Origin of the sequence: Pseudomonas sp. LPB4.O, from assembly GCF_038383825.1 — a bacterium.
Classification (GTDB): Bacteria; Pseudomonadota; Gammaproteobacteria; order Pseudomonadales; family Pseudomonadaceae; genus Aquipseudomonas; species Aquipseudomonas putida.
Genome location: NZ_CP151298.1, coordinates 3,476,427 through 3,499,689 on the forward strand (window position 1 = coordinate 3,476,427; position 23,263 = coordinate 3,499,689).

18 protein-coding genes and 4 pseudogenes are annotated in these 23,263 nt (G+C 61.3%); 5 read left to right on the plus strand and 17 right to left on the minus strand.

The genetic code is table 11. The features are described from left to right. Positions 1-4 precede the first annotated feature (4 nt). The gene (locus MRBLPB4O_RS15635; RefSeq protein ID WP_003253953.1) at positions 5-583 is read left to right on the plus strand and encodes an NAD(P)H-dependent oxidoreductase; all 579 of its coding nucleotides are present in this window, start codon (positions 5-7) and stop codon (positions 581-583) included. 166 nt (positions 584-749) lie between these two features. Continuing rightward, positions 750-1,133 (plus strand): MerR family transcriptional regulator, encoded by a 384-nt coding sequence (locus MRBLPB4O_RS15640; protein ID WP_003253954.1) that lies wholly within the window; start codon positions 750-752, stop codon positions 1,131-1,133. Positions 1,134-1,202: 69 nt separating this feature from the next. On the opposite strand, the gene MRBLPB4O_RS15645 is transcribed toward MRBLPB4O_RS15640, so the two are convergent. The 17 genes and pseudogenes from MRBLPB4O_RS15645 to MRBLPB4O_RS15725 form a co-directional block, all read right to left on the minus strand. Beyond that, positions 1,203-3,812 (minus strand): MMPL family transporter, encoded by a 2,610-nt coding sequence (locus tag MRBLPB4O_RS15645; protein WP_341795796.1) that lies wholly within the window; start codon positions 3,810-3,812, stop codon positions 1,203-1,205. Positions 3,813-3,845: 33 nt separating this feature from the next. Next, the gene (locus MRBLPB4O_RS15650; RefSeq protein ID WP_020192855.1) at positions 3,846-4,682 is read right to left on the minus strand and encodes an outer membrane lipoprotein-sorting protein; all 837 of its coding nucleotides are present in this window, start codon (positions 4,680-4,682) and stop codon (positions 3,846-3,848) included. A gap of 50 nt (positions 4,683-4,732) precedes the next feature. Beyond that, complete coding sequence (locus MRBLPB4O_RS15655; protein WP_341795797.1) at positions 4,733-6,016, minus strand: hypothetical protein; 1,284 nt, start codon at positions 6,014-6,016, stop codon at positions 4,733-4,735. A gap of 2 nt (positions 6,017-6,018) precedes the next feature. Then, on the minus strand, positions 6,019-6,783 hold the full coding sequence (locus MRBLPB4O_RS15660; RefSeq protein ID WP_341795798.1) for an SDR family NAD(P)-dependent oxidoreductase: 765 nt from the start codon (positions 6,781-6,783) through the stop codon (positions 6,019-6,021). Beyond that, complete coding sequence (locus tag MRBLPB4O_RS15665) at positions 6,780-7,517, minus strand: 3-oxoacyl-ACP reductase family protein (protein WP_341795799.1); 738 nt, start codon at positions 7,515-7,517, stop codon at positions 6,780-6,782. Before MRBLPB4O_RS15665 ends, MRBLPB4O_RS15660 begins: the two co-directional genes overlap by 4 nt. A 9-nt stretch (positions 7,518-7,526) precedes the next feature. After that, entirely contained in the window at positions 7,527-10,397 is a 2,871-nt protein-coding gene (locus MRBLPB4O_RS15670; RefSeq protein WP_341795800.1) for an aminotransferase class III-fold pyridoxal phosphate-dependent enzyme, read from the minus strand. 38 nt (positions 10,398-10,435) lie between these two features. Then, the gene (locus MRBLPB4O_RS15675) at positions 10,436-11,647 is read right to left on the minus strand and encodes a beta-ketoacyl synthase N-terminal-like domain-containing protein (protein ID WP_341795801.1); all 1,212 of its coding nucleotides are present in this window, start codon (positions 11,645-11,647) and stop codon (positions 10,436-10,438) included. Beyond that, positions 11,644-12,942, minus strand: coding sequence for a beta-ketoacyl-[acyl-carrier-protein] synthase family protein (locus MRBLPB4O_RS15680; RefSeq protein WP_341795802.1), 1,299 nt, complete (start codon positions 12,940-12,942; stop codon positions 11,644-11,646). The genes MRBLPB4O_RS15675 and MRBLPB4O_RS15680 overlap by 4 nt, the downstream gene beginning before the upstream one ends. Further along, positions 12,939-13,853 (minus strand): beta-ketoacyl synthase, encoded by a 915-nt coding sequence (locus MRBLPB4O_RS15685; RefSeq protein WP_341798893.1) that lies wholly within the window; start codon positions 13,851-13,853, stop codon positions 12,939-12,941. The genes MRBLPB4O_RS15680 and MRBLPB4O_RS15685 overlap by 4 nt, the downstream gene beginning before the upstream one ends. A 169-nt stretch (positions 13,854-14,022) precedes the next feature. Continuing rightward, entirely contained in the window at positions 14,023-15,297 is a 1,275-nt protein-coding gene (locus tag MRBLPB4O_RS15690; protein WP_341795803.1) for a beta-ketoacyl-[acyl-carrier-protein] synthase family protein, read from the minus strand. An 11-nt stretch (positions 15,298-15,308) separates the two neighbouring features. Beyond that, positions 15,309-15,878 carry an acyl carrier protein gene (locus MRBLPB4O_RS15695; protein WP_341795804.1) on the minus strand — a complete coding sequence of 190 codons (570 nt, stop codon included), beginning with the start codon at positions 15,876-15,878 and terminating at the stop codon, positions 15,309-15,311. 292 nt (positions 15,879-16,170) lie between these two features. After that, positions 16,171-17,475 (minus strand): citrate:proton symporter, encoded by a 1,305-nt coding sequence (locus MRBLPB4O_RS15700; protein WP_341795805.1) that lies wholly within the window; start codon positions 17,473-17,475, stop codon positions 16,171-16,173. 118 nt (positions 17,476-17,593) lie between these two features. Next, positions 17,594-17,767: pseudogene (locus tag MRBLPB4O_RS15705) on the minus strand (dicarboxylate/amino acid:cation symporter); the annotation flags it as partial. Between the two features lie 29 nt (positions 17,768-17,796). Next, positions 17,797-18,975 carry a tricarballylate utilization 4Fe-4S protein TcuB gene (gene tcuB, locus MRBLPB4O_RS15710; protein WP_239607484.1) on the minus strand — a complete coding sequence of 393 codons (1,179 nt, stop codon included), beginning with the start codon at positions 18,973-18,975 and terminating at the stop codon, positions 17,797-17,799. After that, positions 18,956-20,410, minus strand: a complete 1,455-nt coding sequence (gene tcuA, locus MRBLPB4O_RS15715) for an FAD-dependent tricarballylate dehydrogenase TcuA (protein WP_341795806.1) — start codon at positions 20,408-20,410, stop codon at positions 18,956-18,958. The genes tcuB and tcuA overlap by 20 nt, the downstream gene beginning before the upstream one ends. 140 nt (positions 20,411-20,550) lie before the next feature. Further along, the gene (locus MRBLPB4O_RS15720; RefSeq protein ID WP_341795807.1) at positions 20,551-21,471 is read right to left on the minus strand and encodes a LysR substrate-binding domain-containing protein; all 921 of its coding nucleotides are present in this window, start codon (positions 21,469-21,471) and stop codon (positions 20,551-20,553) included. A gap of 43 nt (positions 21,472-21,514) precedes the next feature. After that, a pseudogene (locus MRBLPB4O_RS15725) lies at positions 21,515-21,972 on the minus strand (helix-turn-helix domain-containing protein). Positions 21,973-22,068: 96 nt separating this feature from the next. Here MRBLPB4O_RS15725 and MRBLPB4O_RS15730 point away from each other — a divergent pair. From MRBLPB4O_RS15730 to MRBLPB4O_RS15740, 3 genes and pseudogenes are all read left to right on the plus strand, one after another. Beyond that, positions 22,069-22,385: pseudogene (locus tag MRBLPB4O_RS15730) on the plus strand (aromatic alcohol reductase); the annotation flags it as partial. An 8-nt stretch (positions 22,386-22,393) separates the two neighbouring features. Further along, positions 22,394-22,822: pseudogene (locus tag MRBLPB4O_RS15735) on the plus strand (oxidoreductase); the annotation flags it as partial. Further along, positions 22,815-23,219 carry a dienelactone hydrolase family protein gene (locus MRBLPB4O_RS15740; protein WP_341795808.1) on the plus strand — a complete coding sequence of 135 codons (405 nt, stop codon included), beginning with the start codon at positions 22,815-22,817 and terminating at the stop codon, positions 23,217-23,219. The pseudogene MRBLPB4O_RS15735 and the gene MRBLPB4O_RS15740, both read left to right, overlap by 8 nt. Positions 23,220-23,263: the final 44 nt, after the last annotated feature.

Genomic DNA, 23,263 nt, shown 5'->3' on the forward strand with positions numbered 1-23,263 from the left:
TGTCATGAAGCGCAAACGCATGCTCGTAATCCTCGGCCACCCTTCGAACGACAGCTTTTGCGGCGCTGTGTCCGAACGTTATGTCGAGGCCGCCACGCAAGCAGGCCATGAGGTGCGCCTTCTGCGCCTGGACACCCTGGATTTCGATCCGGTCTTGCACGATGGCTATAACCAGATCCAGTTGCTTGAGCCCGATTTGATCAACGCACAGAACGACATTACCTGGGCCGAACACCTGACATTGGTGTACCCGATCTGGTGGGGCGGCATTCCGGCGTTGCTCAAGGGGTTCTTCGACCGCGTGTTTCTGCCCGGCTTTGCCTTCAAGTACCGCAAGGGCTCGCCCTTCCCGGATAAGCTGCTCAAGGGCCGCACGGCTCACCTTTTGGTGACCATGGACACGCCGCCGTGGTACTACCGGTGGGTGTATCGCATGCCGGGCCTGCACCAAATGCGCAAGACCACCCTGGAGTTCTGCGGCATAAAACCCCTGAAAACCCTGACCTTCGGTCCGGTATTGGGCTCCAAGCCGGAACAGCGTGAAGCCTGGCTCAAGCAAGTCCAGGCAGTCGCCAGCCGTTGATCGGCCCCGGTCGGGCCGTGCCCCTGCGCTGCCCAGCCGGGCCTCCCTGCTGTGACACCTTGTCCAACTTGGCTTCCCACACCCTGACGCTTGTGCAAAGATGTCGCGCGCCTGTACGAGCACGCGACATCTTTTCGCTTCTGATGCGTCATAAAAAGGGATTTTCATGTACATCGGCAAAGCTGCCCAGCTGTCGGGCACCACCGTCAAAAGCATTCGACATTACGAAGAAATCGGCCTGTTGCCCCCCCCGCAACGCGAAGGCAAGTACCGCATCTACAGCCAGCAAAGCGTAGAGCTGCTGACCTTCATCAAATGCGCTCAGCAACTCGGTTTCAAGCTCAAGGAAATGCAGGCCATTCTGCAGGATCATCGCGGCCAGGAGTTGCCCTGGGATCTGGCCATGCAGGCCATCGATAACAAAAAGCAGGAATTGATGGGGCAAATCCAGGCCTTGCAGCAAGTGCATGACGGCTTGGTTGAGTTTGAGCTGAGCCTCAAAGATGCTCAGATGCAATGCCAATTCGAACACCTGGAAAAAGCCCGCTGAATCCGCTCCTCCGCCCCTGAACGGCCATGGCGCCCCGTGCCGTTTTCAGCACGCAGGCGCCCCGGCGATTTAGCCTGGCACAGCCCCACCCCGCGGCTGCTCGCCCTCTTGCACTGCTGGCTGCGGCACAATCGAGGCAAAGAACCACGGCGAGATCAGCGTGACCAACAAAATGGTCATGAAGCCGCTGGATGACAGCGCCAGTATCACCAATACACCCAAGTCGATGACGGGTTTGTAGGCGGAGAACAGCAGCGCGACAAAGCCCATCGAGAAGATCACGACGTTGACCACCGTCGAGCGCCCGACGCCCTGCATGGCCACCAGGATGGCCTCGTCGATCTCGATGCCCTTCTGCACCAGCATCTTGATCCGTGACAGTAGGTGAACGGCGTAATCCACGACGCCCACCACCAGGAACGTCACCAGTGTGGTACCGATGTTCAACTCGATATCCAACAGGTACATGCTGCCGTACACCGTCACCGACGTGGTCAGCAACGTCAGCATGCCGAGGATGCCCAGGCGTACTGACTTGAGCCAGAACATCATCATCAAGGTCACGGCCAGCAACGCCAGCGAGAAGCTCAGCACCTGACCCTGGGTGATTTCCTGCAACACCCCGGTCCATATGTACGGCGTACCGGCATGGGTGACCTGCAGGTTGGCCGGTTTGTTGATGGCCAGCCAGGCGTCCAGTTTATCGAGCATCGCCTGGTAATCGCCCGCCACAGAGGAGGTCATGGTGAACAGCGTCACCGCCTTCGAGTAATCGGCATTGAGCACGTTCTGCAAATCAGTGCCGCCACCGTTCTCGAACATCATGATGTGTTGTTCGATGAGCGAGTTGCCATCGACATCGAAGGTCTCCGGTTTGCCGTCATCATCGACCACCGTCACCTGCTCCACCGCCTGCGGCACCCGCAGGAAAGCAGGGTTCATGTCGTTGAGCACAAGGTTCATGCGCTTGATGTAGGTCGCCACCGAATAGGTGTAACTCACGTTCGGCTGGGCCTTGATGAACTGGTCCAGACGTTCGAGGAACTGCACGGTTTCAGTGGTCAGCGCGCCACGCGGAGTCTTGGTGTCGAAAGCGATCCAGCCCGGCGATGTACCGGCGACTCCAGCCCGGTTGATGAACTCGTCGGATATCCGCACCGGGCTGTCCTTCTTGAAGTAGGCAATGCCCGAGTCTTCGATATCCACCTTGAACGTGAACACCGTCATCATCGCCAACAACGGCAGGGTCACCAGCAATACCGGCTTGCGCCAGCGAATCAGCCAGGCACAGAACACCACCAGATAGTGGGAGATCAGCGATGCTTTCAGTTGGACTTTGCGCGGGACGGCATCTTTGCCCCAGATCGAAATCCACGCCGGAATCAGTAGCAACGAGATGATCAGCGCCGCCGTCAGGCCGATCGACATGAACACGCCAAAGTTGCGGATGCTGACAATGTTGTTGGTGGTGGAAATCAGGAACGTGGCAATAGTCGTGACCGTTGTCAAAACTACCGGCGTGACCATCAGGCGCTGGGTTTCACGGTTGGCTTCGCGGAAAGACTTACCCGAATTGAGCTGTTCGTAATACTCGGCCATGACGTGGATCGCGTCGGCACAACAGATGGTGAACAGGAACACCGGCAAGACACTGGTGAGCAAGTCCATCGGCACACGCAGCAGCGCCATCAGGCCAAGGGTCCAGATGGTGCAGAACAGGATATTGAACAGCGGCAGCACCACGCCCAGTGGTTTGCGAAAGAAGAAAACCAGCAGAGAGGTCACCAACAGGAACACGATCGGGAACAGCATCGCCAGGTCGTGATCGATGATTTCCTGCTGGGCCGCAATGAAGATCGGCATGCCGGCGATGAACACCTCATCGGTGAACTCCGGGTGGGCGGCCTGGTACTTCGCGATGATCTCGCGGACCTGGTGATAGGCACGCAGCTGGGCCTGAGCGTCGTCCTGTTTGGTGCCCAGTTCGGCGACGACCATGGCGACTTTCTTGTCCGCCGAGACGACGCCACCGACCATCTGCTCGTTGCCCATGATCTGCGCTTCGACCTTGATCGGGTCCATATCCAGGGCGTGCAGGGTCTTGTGAATCCATAACTCGCCATCGGCACTCAAGCTGATGTTTTCCAGGTCAGCCATCGAGGCCATTTCCTGGATCGGGTTAAGCCGCTCGGCAAGAAAGCTCAGGAACTGCAAGTCATGGCTGTCCCAGTGCCGGGCAATCCCATGGTCGCGCAGTGCTTTGGCGGCAGCGTAATCGTTCTGCGAAAAACCCTCGGCGAGGATCTGCACCAGCAAACCCTGGGCATCAGGGTCGCCACTGTGCAGGCCGACGATGCGCTGCAGTTCGACACGGTCCTCATCGTTCGCCAGCATCAACTGGCGTATGGCCTGGGACAGCTCGAACTGGGCGTTCAGCGACGTGGTGTTGAAGACACTCTCGGGGTTGTTCAGCGCCACCATGACCGAGTCATACGTGCCGGTGAACTCGCGCTGCAGATCAATGATCGTCTTGCGCGCCGGGTGAGTGTCCTTGAGCAGATACGGATTGGTGTCCGACATCAGCGCGCCGAGGGTGTAGGTGAAGTAGGCGGTGATCGCCACCAGCACGAACACAATTGCCCGCGCATAGCGCTCGACGAAGTTCAGGTATCTTTCCATGAATGAGGGTTCCAGATGAATCGAGAGCGGCGCTTAGCGGGCAGACACGGCGTATTCCGGCAAGTCGCCGGCTTTCAGCCCGCGCTTGATCGCGGTCTGCGTGAACAGGCGGTCGTCCAGCGCGACGTTGTACTGCAACTGGTTGAAGCGCAGCTGAGAGCGCGTACCGGCGATGAAGTCCTCGGTTTCGCTGAGGGTAATGCTGTCGATCTGGTCGATGGTTTCAGTCTTCAGGGTGCGCATCTGCTTGAACATCACACCTTTTACATCGAAGAAGTCCTGGCGCAGCACCAGTGAGTTCTTCTTGTCAACCCAGACCTTGAGCTTGTTGTAGCCGGTCTTGGCCAGCACGGCAGGCGTCGCCGGCTCACGCTCGATCACGTAGCAATCGCGGCCCTGCAACTGCTCTTCGCCAACCAGCGTTTGGCGATAGTCTTCGGCGCGAATCTTGTCGAGGTCGGCATAGGAGTAGTCGCTCCCCATGAACGCCCCGCGTTTGTCGGTGGTGGAAATCCTTCGGGTCTGTCGGCTGACCGGCAAATACATCCATTGGCTGTCTTCGAGGCCCAGGGCCTCGCGCGGGTTTTCGATGTGGAAGGCGACGTCACGCACATCACTCGGCGCGGAGAAATACATGGTGAATTTGTCGCTGTCCGGGTAATCCTTTTGCAGGTAGCTGAACTCGCGAATGCGGCTGTTACCTTGCTTGTCGATCAGGATCAGGGACACCTGGGACATGAAGCTCTTGCCGTCGTCGCGGTCCCGGGCCTGGCGAATGATGTCGTCGGCCGTGCGTGTTTCAGCTGCCATGGCGGCAGCGGCGCTCAGCAGCAGTGCGCTTACAGTCAGGGTCTTGAAGATGGGCAACATGGCGATTTCCTTTTCATTGTTTGAGTGGTTCGCACACCGCACCGGTGTGGTCAGAACAGATAACCGGCGGACAAGCGCACCTGGTCGCGGTTGTCGTACGCACCGAACTGGCGGTCGGGCTTGCCGAAGAACACATCGACTTCGAGCCCCAACTTGAGCCAGTCCACCGGTTTGTAGGTGAAGATCCCCTGAACGAAACTGTCGTCCTGCGCTGGCGGCGACATGCCGAAAACCAGACGGGTCTTGAGGCGATCCTGGAACTGCGAGCCTTCGGCAGACACGGTGAACAGGTCGTCGCGTTTGTCCTGGACCATGCCGGGCTGCCAGTCGAGCAGCCGCTGATGTTGCCACTGCGTCGAGATCAGCCAGTCCCGCAAGAGGTAATCGACGCCCAGCAGCGACTTGGTCATCGCCGTCTGGTCGCTGCCGTAAGCGCGGTAAGGATTGGTGACGCGCCAATTGTCGAAGTAGGCGACTTCACTGCGCACCACGATGCTGTGGCCGGCATCGATGGCCACACCGGCGCCGCCCATGGAATAGCGCGGGAATTGCCGTTCGAGGCGAATCAGGCCCTCTTCGGTCTGGCCTTCGACGGCGTAAACCGGGTCCTGTTGGCGGGCGTTGAGGGCAACGAAGCTGACATCCACCGTGCCGACCCGGCCGTTGGCACTGGCGCCGTAACCGAAGCCACTGTGACCGTCATACCCGGGCCGCGAATCGACCACAAACATCTGCGGATCGGGTGTGGCAAAGATCGGTGCATCGAACTCGCTGCCGACGGCCGGCGCCTGGTTTTTCACGAAATCAGTGATCACCAGCGCTTCCAGCTCCCACTCGGCGACCGGCTGCACCAGGCGAATCATCGGCACGGCGATGCGGCTGTCTTCCAACAGACCGATCACACCCTCGCGATAATCCAGCGGGTTGATCTGATCGAGTACCCGTAATTCATCTGCTCGCCCCCACACCACCTGCTGCCAGCCCACCGTCAGCTCGCCGTCACCGACGTAGAGCCCCCAGTAAAGGTGCCGCCAATCGGCAGTGGCCCGATAATCGTCCCGGGCTTGCGCGCTGTATGGGTTGTTGCCGTCATAACGAGAGTCGTAACGTGCTCGACCCTTGGCCTTGTAGTAGCCGCTGTCCCAGGCATCCTCCAGGCTGAACTTGAGGTACACGGCCTTTTGCGTGACCTGGTCGTCACCGTGCAGACGCACGGCCGTGGCAACGCCGATCTCCGCTTCATGATGCTCCGGCCACCACTCGGCGATCGCCGCTGGCGAGCCGAGGCTGACCAGCGCGGCCAAAAGGCCGCGGTTCAATCCCAGTCGAGCCATGGCTACATTCCCAACCCGGCACCGCCGTCGATCATCAGGCTTTGCGCCGTGACACCACTCGCCTGCGGGCTCGCCAGATAACGAACCATGGCCGCCACTTCGTCGCCCTGAATGAAGCGCCGCAGCGGCAACTTCTTCTTGGCATTGCGCAGGATTTGCTCGTGGGTGATCCCGGCGATGCGCGCTTGAGCCGCCAATTCGCCTTGCAGCATCGGTGTGTCGATCCAGGCGGGCAGGATGGCATTGACGGTGATTCGCCGTGGCGCCAGGTCCAGCGCCAAGGCTTTGGTCATGCCGATGATGCCGTGCTTGGAGGCGCAGTAAGCGGTGTTGCGGACCTTGCCCGCTCGGCCGAGGATCGACGACATGTTGACGATCCGCCCACCCTCCGCCATCAGTGGCAGGCACAACGAGGTGACGTAAAAGGTGCCGTTGAGGTTGATCGAAATGACCTTGTGCCAGTTGTCGAGGTCTTCGGGTTCGTTCTCGTCGCAGACCCCGGCGCTGTTGACCAGCACATCGACAAAGCCGACCCGGTTGGCCAGGCCCTTGAACAGAAGTTGCAGGCTGGCGAGATCGGCGATGTTCGCTTGATGGGTTTCGATGCGAGCGGCAAATTCGCCCTCAGTGACCCACCTCCGCAAGGTTGCCAGATCCCGATCGAGCAAGATCAAAAGGTGCTCGGCCTGGGCTGCAAAGTTTTCCGCGACGGCGCGGCCAATACCATTGGCCGCGCCAGTAATCACAATCGTGCGTGCCTGGCTCATAGCATTTTCAATCCGCCGTTGACGGACAAGACTTCGCCCGTGACGTACAGGCCGCGCTCGGCCAGATAAAGCACCGCGTCGGCAATTTCTTCAGGCCGGGCGAACCGTTTGATCAACAGCCGCGACTGGATTTCCTGCTCATGGGCGCCGACCAGGGCTTGGCTCATGTCGGTGCTGACGATGCCGGGCGCCACCGCGTTGACCCGGATGTTACGCGGCGCCAACTCCACCGCCAGTGCGCGTGTCAATGCTTCTACACCGCCTTTGGCGGCGGCGTAGTTGCTCTGGCCCTTGCCGGGCTTTTGCGCGGCCACCGAACTGAGGTTGACGATGCACCCGCTGCGTTGGCGCATCATGCAGGGCAGCACCTGCTGACAGCACAACAGCGTGCCGACCAGGTTGGTCTGGATGACCTCGGTGATGTCACTCAACGATTGCGTGGCGAGCAAACCGTCACGGGTAACACCGGCGTTGTTGACCAACAAGTCGATACGCTCGAAACGTTCCTCGACCCGTTCAAAAAACGCCTGAATGCTCTGCGCATCCTTGACATCACACCGCACGGCGAGGCACTCCCGGCCGAGCCCTTCGACCTGCGCCTGCAAGGCAGCGGCTGACGCCTCGTCACGGACATAACTGAAGGCAACCTGATAACCCGCGCCGGCCAGGGCCAGCACGATGGACTTGCCAATGCCGCGACTGCCGCCGGTCACGACGGCTATTTTCTGAGTCATGACCGCTCCTTAAAGTGAGTTATGAGTTTTGAATTGCGCGAGGGTGAAGCCGTGTGTCGCGGCCAGTGCGCGGACCTGCTGCACTTGCTCACGGCTGATATCGCCGTAGGAGCCGTGCTGGCTCATGCCAGACAAGCCCATCAACACCGACTCGGCCATGCACGCATACAGCTGACCTTTTTTCAGATAGGCCCGCACGTTGGGCGCCAGGCCGTCGTCGAACGGCGTCTGGACGATGCCGCCGTGCATGTAGAGCACGTCTTCGCGTTGGCTCGGCAGGTCTTGATGGACGTTCAGCGGCACGGCGATATCGCAAATCACGCTGCGCTCGGCGAAATGTTCGGCACCGAGGAACGGCTGAGGCGCATTGGCAGCGCACAGGACAATCCGTGCGCCCTTGATGGCGTCGAGATCGTTGGTGACCGTGATGAAGGCGTTCGCGCCAAGGCGCTCATCCACCAGACGGGCGATGTGCAAACCGAGGTCGGCTTTTTGGCCATGTGAGTGCAACAAGTCACAACAACCATCAAGGGTCAGCAGTCGCTGCGCCAACCGGTCGTGTTCGGCTGTGCCTTTGAGGATCGAACGGGCCGCGTCGGCGTAAATCTGTTGCGCGGTTTTCTCCAGGCGCCGAACCGAGCCGTCACGACCGCTGCCAATCAGAATCAGGTGATCTACGGTGGCGGACAGCACCGAGGCATAGGTCGAAGCAACGTTACCGGCGGCACCGACAACGGCAGCGGTTTGCTCGCGCAGTGCCAGACCTTGCTGTACACAGCCTTGCTCGATGGCTTCGAGGCCCATGCCGATGGTTAGGGCATTGCCGGACGTCAGCGCCATGTCGGCAATCTTCAGCGCCTGACAATTGTTGGTGACGATCGAGGTGTACATCCCGAGGCCGGCGATGTTGCAGCCATCGGCGCGGGCATCGGTGACACGCCTGCCGACTTCTTCGCGGATGCTGTCCAGGTCACCGCTGAGGATGTACTCGGCCATGGCATCCGAATCCATGCACAGCGGGTACAACGTGAACTCTACCGCCATGCCGAGGCGCGACCGAATGATCACCGGGCCGACTGGCACAGCGCGGCGTTCAGGCTTGGTGCGATTGATGAACGTGCGTTTTTGTTCCGGGCTCAGGGCTGCCAGCGAGGGATCGACGTCACCGAGGATATCGGCATCGATCAGGTGGTTGATGAACGCTACCCGAGCGACGATTTCGACCTTGGCATCGATGTTTTCAACGGGCTCGGCCACCCGAAAATCGTCCTGACGGGCTGGCACGGTGGGCATCGAGTCCGCGCAGATACCCGCCGCCAACGGCAACGCATCGCCACGGCGCAGCATGTCGCAGACCCGTTGCAGGGCAGCGATCAGCCCGTCGATTTCGCCCAGGGTGATACAGGCTGGCGGCTCCAGGCGAATCACGTTGGAGTTGCTGCCCGACGGTGCTACCCGCAACGCTTCGAATTGCAACAGGTAACCGGCGATCAAGTAACCCAAGGCATCGTTGTACTGGGCCGACGCCTGTACCAGCGAGCTGCTGACACTCAAGTCGTGCAATTCCAGACCCACCAGCAAGCCACGCCCGCGCACATCGGCGATCACATCCGGATAGGCCATCTTCAGTTCATTGAGCGAGGCTTTGAGGTAGGCGCCCTTGGTGCGTATGTCTTTGAGCATCGCGTCGTCATTGGCGAACAACCGGCGCAATGCCGACAGCGCGATATGGCAGGACGGGTCGTCCTCGGCGAAGGTCGAGCTGTGGATGTAGCTGAACTCGCCTTCGTAGTGGCTGCTGCGGATCACCGTCGCGGCGATTTTCATCAAGCCGCCGCCGAGGGCCTTGGACAGGCAGTAATAGTCGCCTTGCAGGTTGAACTGGCTGCTGGCAAGAAACGTCCCGGCGCGCCCAAAACCCGACTGTACTTCATCGACTACCAGCGGGCATTGTTGCTCGTTACACAGCTTGCGCAGCCCCAGATAGAACTCGGCCGCGAACTCGTTGATACCGCCTTCGCCCTGAATCGGCTCCATCAACACGGCGGTAATCGCACTGAACGGCAGTTGCAGTACGTTCAGGTGTTCGCCGTCCCATTGCAGGCTCAACCAGTGGTGCGTGTGCCGGGCCGGCAATTCCTGCAACTGATGGGGCTGCTGTGGGTCGATGAACTCGACGTTCAGACCAAAACGGGCAAACGGCGCGCGGTACTGACGGCCATAGGTCAGTTGCACGGTATTGACCAATTTGCCGTGGAAGCTGCCGCGCAGGGCGACGAATACCGGCTCGATGTGCAACTGCGCCAGGTTGTGTTGGCGAACGGCTTCAACCACCTGACGCAAGGTCACGCTGTTCAGGGTGGCTGGCAGGACACCTGCAGGCAGGTCGAGGTCGCCCACATCCAGCTCGCGGTAAGCGTGTTCGCTGGCGGTCAGGCTGGCCAGGGTGAAATCGATGTCGTCGAACTGCTTCTGCAGGCTCTTCTGGCGACGGAACTCCGCGTGCTTGACGGCAATTTCCACCGCCTCCGCGCCACTGTTGGAGAAAGTCGAAATATAACGTTCGGTGTTCTTCAGTTCGCGATTGAAGGCGTCACTGAGCGCTCGCCCCAATTGCCCGGCCGCACCGCGGATCGACATTTGTGCGTTGAACGGCACGTCGCTGCGCAGCAGCGCACATAGCTGATCGACAAACTGTGGGTCGTTGTGGCCGAACAGTGCCGCACCGTAACCGCCGAGAAAGTCGGTGACCGTGACCATATCGCCCTTGGGGTTGCGGTAGAACAACTGGCTACCGAGGGCGCGCTCAAATTGACACTCCAGGCCCAATGCCTGGAGCAGGCCGACGAATTTGGGCCGAACGAAATCGCGATAATCCATGACAGTCATATCCCTTGAAAGTAAAAAAGAGGCGGTAGTCAGCGGCAGTCCTGAGTGGCCTTTGCGCTGTAGAGCACTTGATAGGCGGCGCTGAATCCGTTGTCGTCGCGGTTCAGCACCAGGCAATGCGCAAGGCTCGCAGCGTGGGGCGCGCCCTGAATGAACGGCAGGTTCGCCACTGGCTGCCGCAAACCGGCAATCGGCGGTACGCTTTGGGCCTGCAATGCGCAACGCGCAAGCATCAGATCCACCAGGCTCGGTGCCGCGCTGAGAATGCCGTTGATCGCCAACCCGCTGGTGATGTGCGAGGCGCGCGCAAGGGCCAGCGTCTGGCACAACACGCGGTCTTTGTGCGCATCGCCGGTGCCGCTGCACACCAACACATCGGTTGGGCTGTCGGGCAGGCTCAAGCGACCGAGGGTGGCATGGGCCGTCATGTCGGCGAGGCACGCCTGAGGACCGGCCGGCAGGTCTTCGCGCCGGCGCAGCACCAACGCTGCCGCGCCCTCCCCGGCAATGCCGCCGGTGCCCCGAAGGTCAAACGGCAGCAGCGTGTTCGAGCCGTTGGCGCTGATGACACCCGCCTGGACCAACCCGGACAGCGCCAAGGCATCCAGCTCGCTGCCCGCACCGACAACGATTGCCGCGTCAATTCGGCCATCCTGCAAAGCGGCCGTAGCCTCACGCAAGGCTGCCAGGTTGCCGGCGACACCTTGCATATAGGCGTTGCACTCGCCCACCAGTTTCAGCGCCAGGCTGGTGACACCCAGCAAGCAGTTGCTCAAGCCTTTAAGCACCAGAAAAGGGTCCTGGGCACGGTCTTGCAGGATCCGTTTGGCGAACGCCGCCATGTCGGCGACGCCGTCCTGCCGACAGCCGAGCAACAACTCGGCATAGGATTCCAGAGACGGATGGGTGTAGCCGCCCTGACAGCAATACAAACCAAAACGGACATCCGGTTGCTCACCGGCCAGGCCGGCTTCTTCCAGCGCCTGACGTACCGCGCTGACACCCCAGATCACTGCCGGCGTGCAGTAACGCTGGAGGTTTTGCGCAAGGTCTTGTCGGCTGCGTTGGTGGTCCTGATCCTGAATTTGCCCGAACGCCACTACGCGTTCGCTGCTGAACCATCGGGCGTTCAGCGCCGTAATTGCACTGCGCCCTTCGGTTGCGGCCGCCCAGAAAGGCTCGACACCCCAACCGCTGGGCAACACGCAACCCGCACCGGCAATCGCGACCGCCTGTTTCATCGCGGCGCCTCCCGGTACTTGCCCAGCGCCAGTGAAGTGTTGAGGCCGCCGAAACCGAAGGAGTTGCTCAGGGCAACGTCGACCTTGCGCTTGACCGCTTGAAGGGCGCAGTAGTCGAGGTCGCATTGTTCGTCGGCATCCTGCAGGTTCAGGGTCGGCGTAACCCGATCATCCCGGCAGGCCAGGGCCGTGAGCATGAACTCCGGTGCTCCGGCGGCCGCAATCAGGTGGCCGAACTGGGATTTGTTGGCCGTCACCAGCAACCGCCGATAATGTTCGCGCTCGGCGAACAGGGTCTTGATCGCCAGGGTTTCGGCGGCATCGTTGAGGGGTGTCGAGGTACCGTGGGCATTGATCAGGTCGACCTGTTGCGGCGCCAGCCCGGCATCCGTCAGGGCCGCCTGCATCGCCAGCACCGCGCCCCGGCCCTGCGGGTCGGGTGCGGTGATTTTGTAGGCATCCAGGCTGCTGCCGAAACCCAGCACTTCGGCGTACGGCGTTGCCCCTCGGGCGAGCGCCCGTTCGAGGGTTTCGAGCACTACAAAACCACCACCTTCACCCGCAATCAAGCCACTGCGATGGCGGTCGAACGGCCGACATAGGTCGGTGCCCCAACGCTGTTCACTGCTGGCGGCGCCGAGCAGATACAGCGCGGTCATGGTGTCCAGGCTCAGCACCGAATCGGCGCCCCCGGCAATGGCCAGCTCGACCTCGCCGCGACGGATCATCTGGAATGCATTGCCGATGGCCTGGGACGCTCCCGCGCAGGCGCTGCTGATATTGATCACCGGGCCTTCACTGCCGATGCCATCGGCAATCACCCGCGCAAGGCGGTCGTTGCTCTGACACAGTGAACTGTCAGGATCGACCTGCGCCTGTCGCGCCATCAATTGAGCCCAGGACGGCGCCTGCGCCGGGTTATCCGCCAGGCTGAGCAGCATGTCCTGCAAACGATGAGCAGGTGCGCCGGACGCTGACAATACCGCCGCGCCACGCAACTGTTCGGGGCTCAGACCACTATCGGCAATGGCTTGGGTGGCCGCGACCCAACCAAAGCGGGTGCGTTTCTCCAGCGACAACCCCCAAGCCGGATGGTCTTTCAAGTGTGCCGGCATCAAGCCCATATCCACGGGCGCTGCGTAACGCACGGGGAACGCACCCGCCTCGACGCCTTCCGGTTGCCATGGCCGAATGCAATGCTCGCCGGCCAACATTCTTCGCCACATGGACTGCCACTCGAAACCGAAGCCGGTAACGGCGCCCATGCCCGTGATCACGATCCGTGTGGGGCTCATGGGTAACTCTCCATTGTCTCTGTGTCCGACGACGTTCTGGCCAGCAGCACCGCGCCCCAATGTCCGCCTCGGCTGTGTTCGAGCAACAGCGTGTAACGGCTGCAATCCAGTGCCCAGGTCACAGCGATTTCACTGAGCAAGGCGCTGGCGCCCAAGTCACCTAGCAACGCCTTGGAGTGTTCGAGGGTATGCCCCGATGGGGTAAACAACGCGGCAATCTGCGGATCCTGTGCATCGGCGACGACTTGCCCGACATCGCTGAGGCACAGTTTTTCGTTGCTCAAAGCGCGCTCGATGACGTCGCGACCAACCGCCAGTCCACGCTCGGGTTGCGCGCTGTAACCACGGGCAAACCCGGCAATACGCAACGCAGATCGAGCACCGCTGCCTGGGTTGGTCGTCAGCAACAGTGCCGCAGCACCTTCGCCGAAAACCCACGGGCCGGGGTTCACAGGTGGGTGAGTAGCGTCGCGCAGGTACAACGCCGGGGTGATGTTCGGACTGCTACTGACGACCACGGCAGCATCGGCACGGCCTTCGCTCAGATGGGCAGCGGCCTCCATCAAAGCATCCAGCCCCGCATTGCCCTGGGAGCAAAAACCGCCCATGGGCCCCTTGCAACGCAAGGCCTCAGCCGCGTGGGCCATGACGCTGCTATTGAGCATCATCAGCGCGTGCAGCGGCGGTGTGTGGGCAAAGAATTGCCCCAACAGATCTGCCGGTTGTGCGCCAATGGCCTGCACTGCATCCCAGCACGAGCTGGGGCCATCCACTTCCGGAATGGCAGCGGTCAATGCGATCCGCTCGTCGGGCAGTTCCAGCCCACGCAAGGTCTCGGCGAGACGGCCGGCGCAATACAGCAGGCGCGCGCCCTGAGGCTCAAGGCTACGGGACAGTCTGCGGTCGTACACACCCGCCGGCAAGGCGGGCGCTGCAACACAATGGGCCAGACGTGCCGGGTCGAAATCCAGCGGTTTCGCGGCCAGAGGTTGACTGTCACGAGGCGTACATTCAGTACCGGCGGCGTTGAGTACCGACGCCGCAGTGATATAAACAGCGGTTGAATTGGATCTGGTCATGTCATGCCCTGCCCAGCACCAACGAACTGTTCACGCCACCAAACCCGAAGGAATTGGAGAGCACGACATTGATCGGTTGCTGCAACGGTTCGCAAAGGAATTTCAACGCCGGAAATTCGGATTTTTCCGGCTGAAAGTTGAGGGTCGGCAAGGCCACGCCCAACTGAATGCTCATCAACGACAGCACCGCCTCAATGGCACCACTGCCGGCCAACGAATGCCCTACGGCAGATTTGTTGGCGGTGAACGTCATCTGCTCCAGGGTTTCGCCGAAGACCTGCGCCAGGCCCAGGGCCTCGCAACGGTCATTGGCCTGTGTCGACGTACCGTGAACATTCACATGGTCCACAGCCGCACTGGTCAGTTCGGCATCGGCCAGGGCCGCCGTCATGCAGGCAGCATACTTGCTGCCGTCGCGGCTGCTGGAGGTGATTTTCTCTGCCTCGCACAGATTCGCGTAACCCAGCACCCGGCCCAGCGGACAGGCCTGACGACGCTCGGCATGCGCGCGGGATTCCAGCACCAACAGCGCCGCCCCTTCACTCAGCACAAAACCGCAGCGGTCCGGCATGAACGGCCGGCTCTGTTCTTGTGGGGAAAAGTCCACGCGCTGGCAGAGTGCGCCCAGCCCATCAAAGCTGTAGTAGGACAATTCATGGGCCATCAACTCCACCGCGCCACACAATGCCAGGTCGATCTCGCCACGGGCGATCGCTCGATAGGCGCTGCCGATGGCCATGGTGCCGGCGGCACAGGCATCGGAATGCGTGGAGATATGGTCACGGACACCCAGCCATTCGGCGAGATGGCGGGTTTGCTGATCAACCCGCCGGGCAAACGCCCCACCGCTGAGGGTGTGGTTATCCAGGTACTGGTCGAGATCGACCCGCCCCTGATCGTCCATGTAACGGCTGGCGTCCCGCAAATCACCGCTCACGCAATGTTTGTTGGCCCCGACGAAAATACCGCTGGCGACTCGGGCAAATGCGCCGTCGGCCAACCCGGCATGGGCCAGCGCCTGACGGGCCACGTAATGCGCCAGCCATTCCTGGCGGGAGGTGGTCTGCAGGTCGCCCGGAAAGGCCGCCGCGATGACCTGCCATTGTTGCTCATCGATAAATCCGGCCGCCGGGTTCGCAAACCCCAGTTCGACAAACGCCGGGTGCTGGCCAATGCAGGAACGGTTTTCGCTGATCATCGTGAACAGCGAGGCCGCATCCAGTGTCGTGGGAGCCACCAGGCCATAGCCGGTGACCAGAACCTCTCGGGCCTGCATCAAGGCACCCTCTACGCCGAAGCCTTCAACTGGGCGGCCGCGTACTGCTCAACCAACAGACGCGAGATCGAGTCACCGTCCAGAGGGGTCAGGCGAGCACTGCAACCGCCACACACCACTTGTTGGCGCTCATTGAGTTGGGCATGAACCGCGCCACACTCAGGGCAAGTCTCGGGGAGGTAGTTGAAAACGTTATGGCATTGCTGCGCCCAGTTACGCACGGTGGTGGCCGAGAAGACATCGCCCGGCTGCATGCCCACGTGCAACTGGCCCGGCGCATAAGCGCTGAGGCTCTGCTCCAGCAAGGCCACGCCGTCCTGCGTGATTCGGCCTTTTTCGACAAACCGGGTGGCATCGCCGAACACCGCTACCGCGTGATCCAGCACGCTGGTTTTCGGCAAAGTGCAACCGTACTGACGGCCCAGCTGGAAGCTCAGGTCGACGATGTCCAGCGAGTCGGCACTGAGGTCGTCAACGATACTGCTGTGCTCTGCCACGTCGCCCCTGTCCAACACCAGCAACTGCGCAAGAATCTCCTGTGTACTGCTGATAACGCTGTCCAATTCCAACGGATTATTCATTGATTGTTTCCCTACAAAAGCCGCATTGAATGAATAAAGGCATCGGGCCAAAAAAAACTGTTTTCAGGCCAGATCTATCGAGGGCCGGGAGTCTAAAGTCTCCCCCTAAGGGGAGAGTCAACGTGCCATCATTGCTTTTTGTGAGAAATCCCGAGGCGCCCTGAACCTTTGATTTATGCAGCTCAATGGGGCTTGGAGAGGAATCGTAAGAGGACAAAATCGATGGCTTGAAACAGCACGATAGTTCCAGAAGCGGGATATCACCGTACCCGCAAGCGGCGCCCTGGATGCTTCAAACCATGAGGGACAAGGCGCCCGTCAGCAGTGCCAGCGCAGTGATCACCAGAGAGGTGAGCACGGCCCACTTGAAGGTGGCTTTCTGGAAGTCGCCGATGTCGCGATCGACCATGCCCACCAGCAGCAGGGTGGAGGCTACCAATGGGCTCATCAGGTGCACCGGCTGGCCAAGCACCGAAGCTCGGGCGACCTCTACAGGGTCGATGCCGTAGGCGGCCGCGGCATTGGCCAGGATCGGCACAACGCCGAAGTAGTACGCGTCGTTGGACAGCACGAAGGTCAGCGGCATGCTGGTCAGCGCCACCACCAGCGGGAACCAGTGGCTCCACGCATCCGGAATCCAGTCCACCAGCGTCTGGGCCAATGCATCGACCATCTTGGTACCCGAGAAAATACCGGCAAAGATGCCTGCGGCGAACACCAGCAACACCACGGTCATGGCGTTGCCCGAATGGGCGAGGATGCGTTCTTTCTGCACATTCAGCTGCGGGTAGTTGATCATCAGTGCGGCGACGAAACCGATCATGAACAGGATGGCCGCATGCATCAGCCCCAGAACCAGCGCAGTCATGACGACAATCACCAGCACCAGGTTCACATAGGCAAGGCGCGGGCGCTTGTGCGGGCTGTCGCCGAGGATTTCCTTGATGTAGCAGTTGCCCCCTCCGGACTCCAGGGCAACATTGCCGATACGCCGGCGCTCGGCACGGCCCAGCAGGTAGGCGGTGAACACGACCCATGCCGCCCCACCGATGACGGTGGGCAACATCGGAATGAAGTATTCGGTCGCATCCAGGCCGAGCGCTGCAATGGCGCGGGTGGCGGGACCACCCCACGGGCTCATGCCGCTCATGATGCTCAATGACAGCATCGATACGGTCGCCAGGATCATCGGGTTCATGCCGATGCGCTTGTACAGCGGCAGCATGGCAGCGCAGGTAATCATGTAAGTCGTGGTGCCATCACCGTCCAGCGCCACCAGCAGCGACAGCAGAGCGGTGCCGATAGCGATCTTGATCGGGTCGCCATTCACCCGCTTGAGAATCTTGCGGATCAGCGGGTCGAACAGGCCGGCGTCGATCATCAGGCCGAAGAACAGGATGGCGAACAGCAACAGCGCTGCCGAGGGCGCCACCATTTTCAAGCCATCAAGCATCATCTTGCCCAGGTCTGGCGCGAAACCGCCAACAAGGGCGAAAACAATCGGCACGATGGTCAGCGCGACGATCGGGGACAGGCGTTTACTCATGATCAGGTAGGTGAAGGTCACCACCATGATCAGGCCCAGAAGTGCGAGCATGGCTTGTCCTCTTGTTTTTATTGTGCGTGGCTGGCCGACGGGAAGACGGCCCCCTTCCCCACCTGGCATCACTTGATGTCAGGTGGGCGTTTGTGTCAATGCGGGGTGTACAGTTAGGTCAGCCGTGGCGATGAGGTTCGGCGGACCAGTCGCCCTGGGCTGCGTCTGCTTCGGCCGCCGGTGCCGCTACCGGCGCACCATTCAGGCGGCGCAGCAGGGTTTCGCGCTCACAGGCACCCTCGGACAGCAGGATCACCACGGTGGCCAGTGCGTTGCTCGCCAGGCTGAACACACGGTGTCGCATCGCATCCCGTGCATGGTTCAGTCCCCGCCCAAGCCGTGAGGGTCGGGCCGGCGCTTTTCGATCGCAAACTTCAGCAGCGCGGCACTGCGGAACAGGCCATGGGCGAACTTGCCATAGGGCAAGGTCACGAACAGTGCCATGACGGTGCCCAGGTGCACGGCCAGCAGGATCGCCATCACCTCGGTGTCACGCAGGGCCAGCAACGCCATACCGGTCGTGCTGACCAACAGCAGAAGCAGGATGAACGCACGGTCCATGGGGCGCTGAGCGGCGTCGCCATGCTCTGGCGCGCGGCGCAGGTTCAACGCCAGCAGGCCCGCTGGCCCGACGATCAGGCCGATGCCGCCGAGGGTGCCGAGGACCACCGGCAGGCTGAGCAGCGGGTATGGCGCATGCAGGCCCAGCAGGTAGTGATAACCGGTGGCGACCACGGTGGCGGCAAAGCACAGCATGAAGCCGTAGAAGGTCAAATGATGATAGCGTCGACGCCACAGCGTGTAGCGATCGTCGGCGTTGTTGCAGCCTTGGCCATGGCCGCCATCCAAGTACTTGAGCGTCAGCACTGCGCTCGCTGCCTCCTGCAATGCACCGTTGGCCGGTTGCCGCGCTTGGGCGGGCGACACCGTGCGCCAGAAGCGTCTCAACGCCACGCCCAGGGCCACCCCGGCTGCGCTGAACACGCCACCGAACAAGAGCGCCAAGGTGTTGTGCGGGAACACAGCGTAGAAGTCTCCGGCCAGCCGCCCAGGCAGCAAAGTGCCGTTGACCTGCAAGGCCAGCAGCAAGAACAGCGACAGCGCCAGCGCCAACGCCACGGCGACGAAGGTGCCATTGCGCCGGTAGAGCTGACCGAAACGGGCCGGCCAAGCGTACTCAGCGTAGGTCTGCCCGCGCACCTTGGCCATGGCCTGCGGCACGTTCACCGCGAACGCATGCGGTGCGGCGTACTGACAAGCGTGCAAGCAGGCGCCACAGTTGTGGCAGAGGTTGGCCAGGTAGTGGATGTCGGCCTTGCCGAAGTCGAGTCGACGGGTCATCGCCGGGAACACGGCACAGAACCCCTCGCAATAACGGCAGGCGTTGCAGATGCGCATCTGCCGGTCCACCTCCTGCTCGTCCAGGTTCAGCAGCGGGATCAGTTCGGCCTGTGGCGGGGCGGGGTCGAACACGCGGGGGTCAGGCATTTGCACAGTCATGCTGGGCCTCCAGGGGGGAAACACAATGGCCGGCGGCAGCAGCCGCCTGGGTGCCGGCGATGCGGCCAAACGCGGTACCGATGGACATGCCGACACCGGCGGTGTAGCCCTTGCCCAGCACGTTGCCGGCCATCATCTCGCCGGCGACGAACAGGTTGGGGCTGGGCCGTCCAGCGAAATGCACGGCGGCCGTGGCATCGGTGCGCAGGCCGAGGTAAGTGAACGTCACCCCCGGACGCAGCGGGTAACCGAAGAACGGCGGCTTATCGATCGGCAAGGCCCAATGGCTCTTGACCGGTTGCACGCCGTCGGTGCGGCAATCGTCCAGCCGGGTGTGGTCGAACGTGCCGGGGCGGCATGCCTGGTTGTAGGCGCGCAGGGTCTCGAGAAACGCAGGCACCGGCAGCTCAAGGGCTACGGCCAAGGCCTCGAGACTGTCGGCGCGGGTGCCAGGGAACACCGGCGGCATGAAACGGCCCAGGGCCTTCTGGTCGATGATCGAGAACCCCACCTGACCAGGCTGCTGGGCCACCAGGCGCCCCCAGATGGCATAGCGCTTGGGCCAGAAATCCTCGCCTTCGTCGTAGAAACGCTGGCCGTCGCGGTTCACCACCACGCCAAGCGACACGCAGTCGATGCGCGTGCAGATACCGCCGTCGTACAGCGGTGCGCGGGCATCGATGGCGACCATGTGGGCCTGGGTCGGGTCGCCGATGGTGTCGGCACCCAGGTCGATCATGCGCCGCAGCAGCGCGCCATCGTTGAAGCGCGTGCCCCGCACCAGGAAGTTGTCCGCCGGCCACTCGCCGCGATCATTCTGCCCCCAGGCCTCGCGCAGCCATTGTCGATTAGACTCGAAGCCGCCGGCCGCCAGCACGCAACTGCGCGCCTCGATGCGCTCGGCGGGCAGGCGCCGCCCGTTGACGTCGCGGGCCGCCAGGTGGGCAGCGATGAAACGTCCATCGCGCAACTCCAGATCGCACACCGGGCTGTCGTAGCGCACCTGCACACCTAGCCGCTCGGCGCTGCGGTAATAAGCATTGACCAGGGCTTTGCCCCCGCCCATGAAGAAAGCGTTGGTCCGCGCAGTGTGCAGCGCACCCGACAACGAGGGCTGGAAGTGCACGCCGTGGCGGCGCATCCAGCCGCGGCAGTCGGACGAGGCACGAATCACCAGACGCGCCAGGGCCTCGTTGGTCTGGCCATCAGTAACCTTCAGCAGATCCTGCCAGAACTCTTCTTCGGGGTAAGCCTCCACCAGCACGTCCTGCGGGGCATCGTGCATGCACCGAAGGTTACGGGTGTGTTGGGAGTTGCCGCCTCGCCAGGCGCGGGGCGCGGCTTCCACCAGCATCACGCTGGCGCCGGCCTCGCGCGCCATCAGCGCGGCGCAGAGGGCAGCATTGCCGCCGCCAATGACAAGTACATCGATCATGTCGCCTCCAGGGAGCGAGAAGCCAGGGTTGGGCAGCTCCTCGCAGACCCCGGACTCTAGGGGTTCGCGTACCTTGGGCGAAACACGATTGCAGGGGGGAGGTCTTCAGTTTTTCTAAAGGGGCGGTCGTTCGCAGGCGCTCACAGCAAACGCGCCCCTGGCCAGCGATCCTGCTGCACCAATTCGCGGGACACTTCATGCAGCACGATTCGCGTGGCAAGTGCAGCAGGCGAGAGTTCATCATCGACCAGGCTCACCACCAAGTTGCGACGCTGAGCTTGCGGATCGTCGATCGAAAACACCCGCAAGCCTGCCTGCATGGCCCGCGCCACAGTGGCGCCGGGTTGAATCGTCGCGGCGTGACCTGCGCTGACGCAATCCATGAGAAGCGACAGGCCATCAACCTCCATGACGATATTCGCGTCCAGTCCGACGCGCTCAAGGATGACGCGTAACGTGGCGCGAAGACCGTGCTGGGCACTGGGCATGACCAAGGGCAGCGAGGCGATCTGCTGCAACGTCAGCGACGTCCCCCAGTCAGCCTTGACCAAGGCTACCGGAACCAATGCGAACAGCCGCTCCTCCAGCAGCGGCCGCGCATCCAGCCGAATGCCAGCCTCCAGCTTAAACAACACCGCCAAATCCAGGTGCCGAGTATTGAGCTGGTTCACCAGGTAGCCCGACAGCATTTCCACCAAATGAAGACGGATATCAGGGTAGCGCTCGCGCATCCTAGCGATCAGCGCCAGCCCCAACACCGAAGCCGTGGTGGGTGCCATACCGACGCTGGCGTACCCGCTCATACGCCCACTGCGTGCAGCCAACATGGCGTAATCGGCCTGGCGCAGCGTCAGGCGCGCATGGTATTCGAATGCCAAGCCTGCCGCGGTGGGCGTGACGCCAACGCTAGAGCGTGTCAGCAGGCGGGTACTCAACTCACTTTCGAGCTTCGTGAGTTGCTGGCTCAACGCAGATACCCCAACGCCCGTTTCGAGCGCGGCTCTGCCGAGGCTGCCACACTCCAGCACACTCAGAAAGTAACGAAGCTGGCGTAACTCCATCAAAGGCATCTCCTATTCAGCAATGTCGGCGGCTCATATACATTCAGTCATCCGCGTCTGATGGGAATGGTGTTGATGCAGGTATTTGCCACGCTGGCTTCTTGTCATCCTGACTGTCGAAAATACGCCGCGCCTTGCGGAAGTCCTCAACGTTCTCGACAACCCAAGTCCAGACAGGTGACATGCGGATCAACAGCCCCATACCCAGTGGCGTGAGCTCATACTCGACACGTGGCGGAATCTCTCCGAACTCCCGCCGAAGCACCAGGCCATCCCGCTCCATGGAGCGCAGCGTCTTGGTTAAAATTCGCTGAGTCACCCCAGTCATCTGCCTTTTTATTTCGGCATGGCGCATCGTGCCGTACACCCCAGAGCATGCAGAATACCTAACGACCAGCGACTGCCTGCGTGAGCGAGCACTTCTCGCCTGACGCCATCATCGTCTTCTCTAAGCGTTCGGCAAATTGTCTCTGCCTGGCTTAGCGCCTCCTGATCAGTCATTGCTTTCTCAAGTATCACAGGTGTGCCTTCTTACGAACGTTGCCTAATCGTGCAAGCATTTGTTCATCTTACAGGCAGCAGGTCTCAGGCGAAATCATGACCGAAGTGAGCCAGTTCCCCCCCAATCCATTCTCGTGCTAGGCGCCGGTGAGCTTGGGCTGCCGGTTCTACGCAATCTTGCGCGTTTAGCAAAACGCACGCCCGGTTCCACAATCAGCGTCCTGCTCAGAGATTCGACCATTAATACTCAAGTGCCCGAGAAAAAGGTCAAAATCGATGAGCTTCGGCGCTGCGGCATCCAGATGGTGGCCGCTGACCTCGTGACTGACTCAATCGATCAGCTGGCTGAAGTATTCGCACGTTTCGATACCGTAATAGGCTGTGCAGGCATGGTCGCAGGCCTGGAAACCCCGGAGCCGCTTATCTGCAAAGCCTGGGGGCGACAACCACCATCGATCGCGCCGAACTTTCAGGCCCCGGGCGTCCGTTGGCAAAAGAAAAATGGGCGGGAGTGATCGACTCGGTCGGCAGCCATACGCTGGCCAATGCGTGCGCAAGCACAATGTCTGAAGGCTTAGTAGCTGCATGTGGATTGGCCCAGGGAATGGATTTCCCGGCAACCGTTGCACCTTTCATCCTTCGAGGGGTAAGCCTGCTCGGCATCAACAGCGTCACTCAGCCCTTCGAGCGACGCGTCGAGGCTTGGCAAAGGCTCTGCGATCAGTTGAACCTCGACACACTATCGCTGATGGCCCGAGACGTTGGCCTGGAGGGCGCGCTTGCAGCCGCCTCCGAGATGATTGACGGGAAGATCAGTGGCCGGGTGATTGTGGACGTGTGGGATGCTTGAACCACGCCCACTACCCTCAGGCTCATCTGCAGGAACCAAGAACGCTCTTTCCGTGACGGCGTTAGGGTTTGATCGTGCAGCGGTCCAGCGTTTGATTGGGTGCCATTGGCCCAACTCAAACCAGCGACCGCCAGCCTCTTGCGCCAAAGCTAGCAAGAACGTTACCGGCGTGGGCGGAGATCCGCTCTTTTTGCTGCTCCAGATGCGGATAGTTATTCAATTAAAGGAAGCACTGGAAACCGCTAACGTTTCACCCCACCTTATTGTCTATCCCGATGTTGGCCACCGTTTCATCTGCCACCACGACAGCGCGATCACTCATGAAATCAATCTAAAAGCCCTAAACACCACAATTCAATTTTTCGACCCTCGCGCCTTCAAGTCCAACCTGGCATGACCGAGTTTAAAGGCTGATAATACGGAGCTTGGTCTCTAACTTGA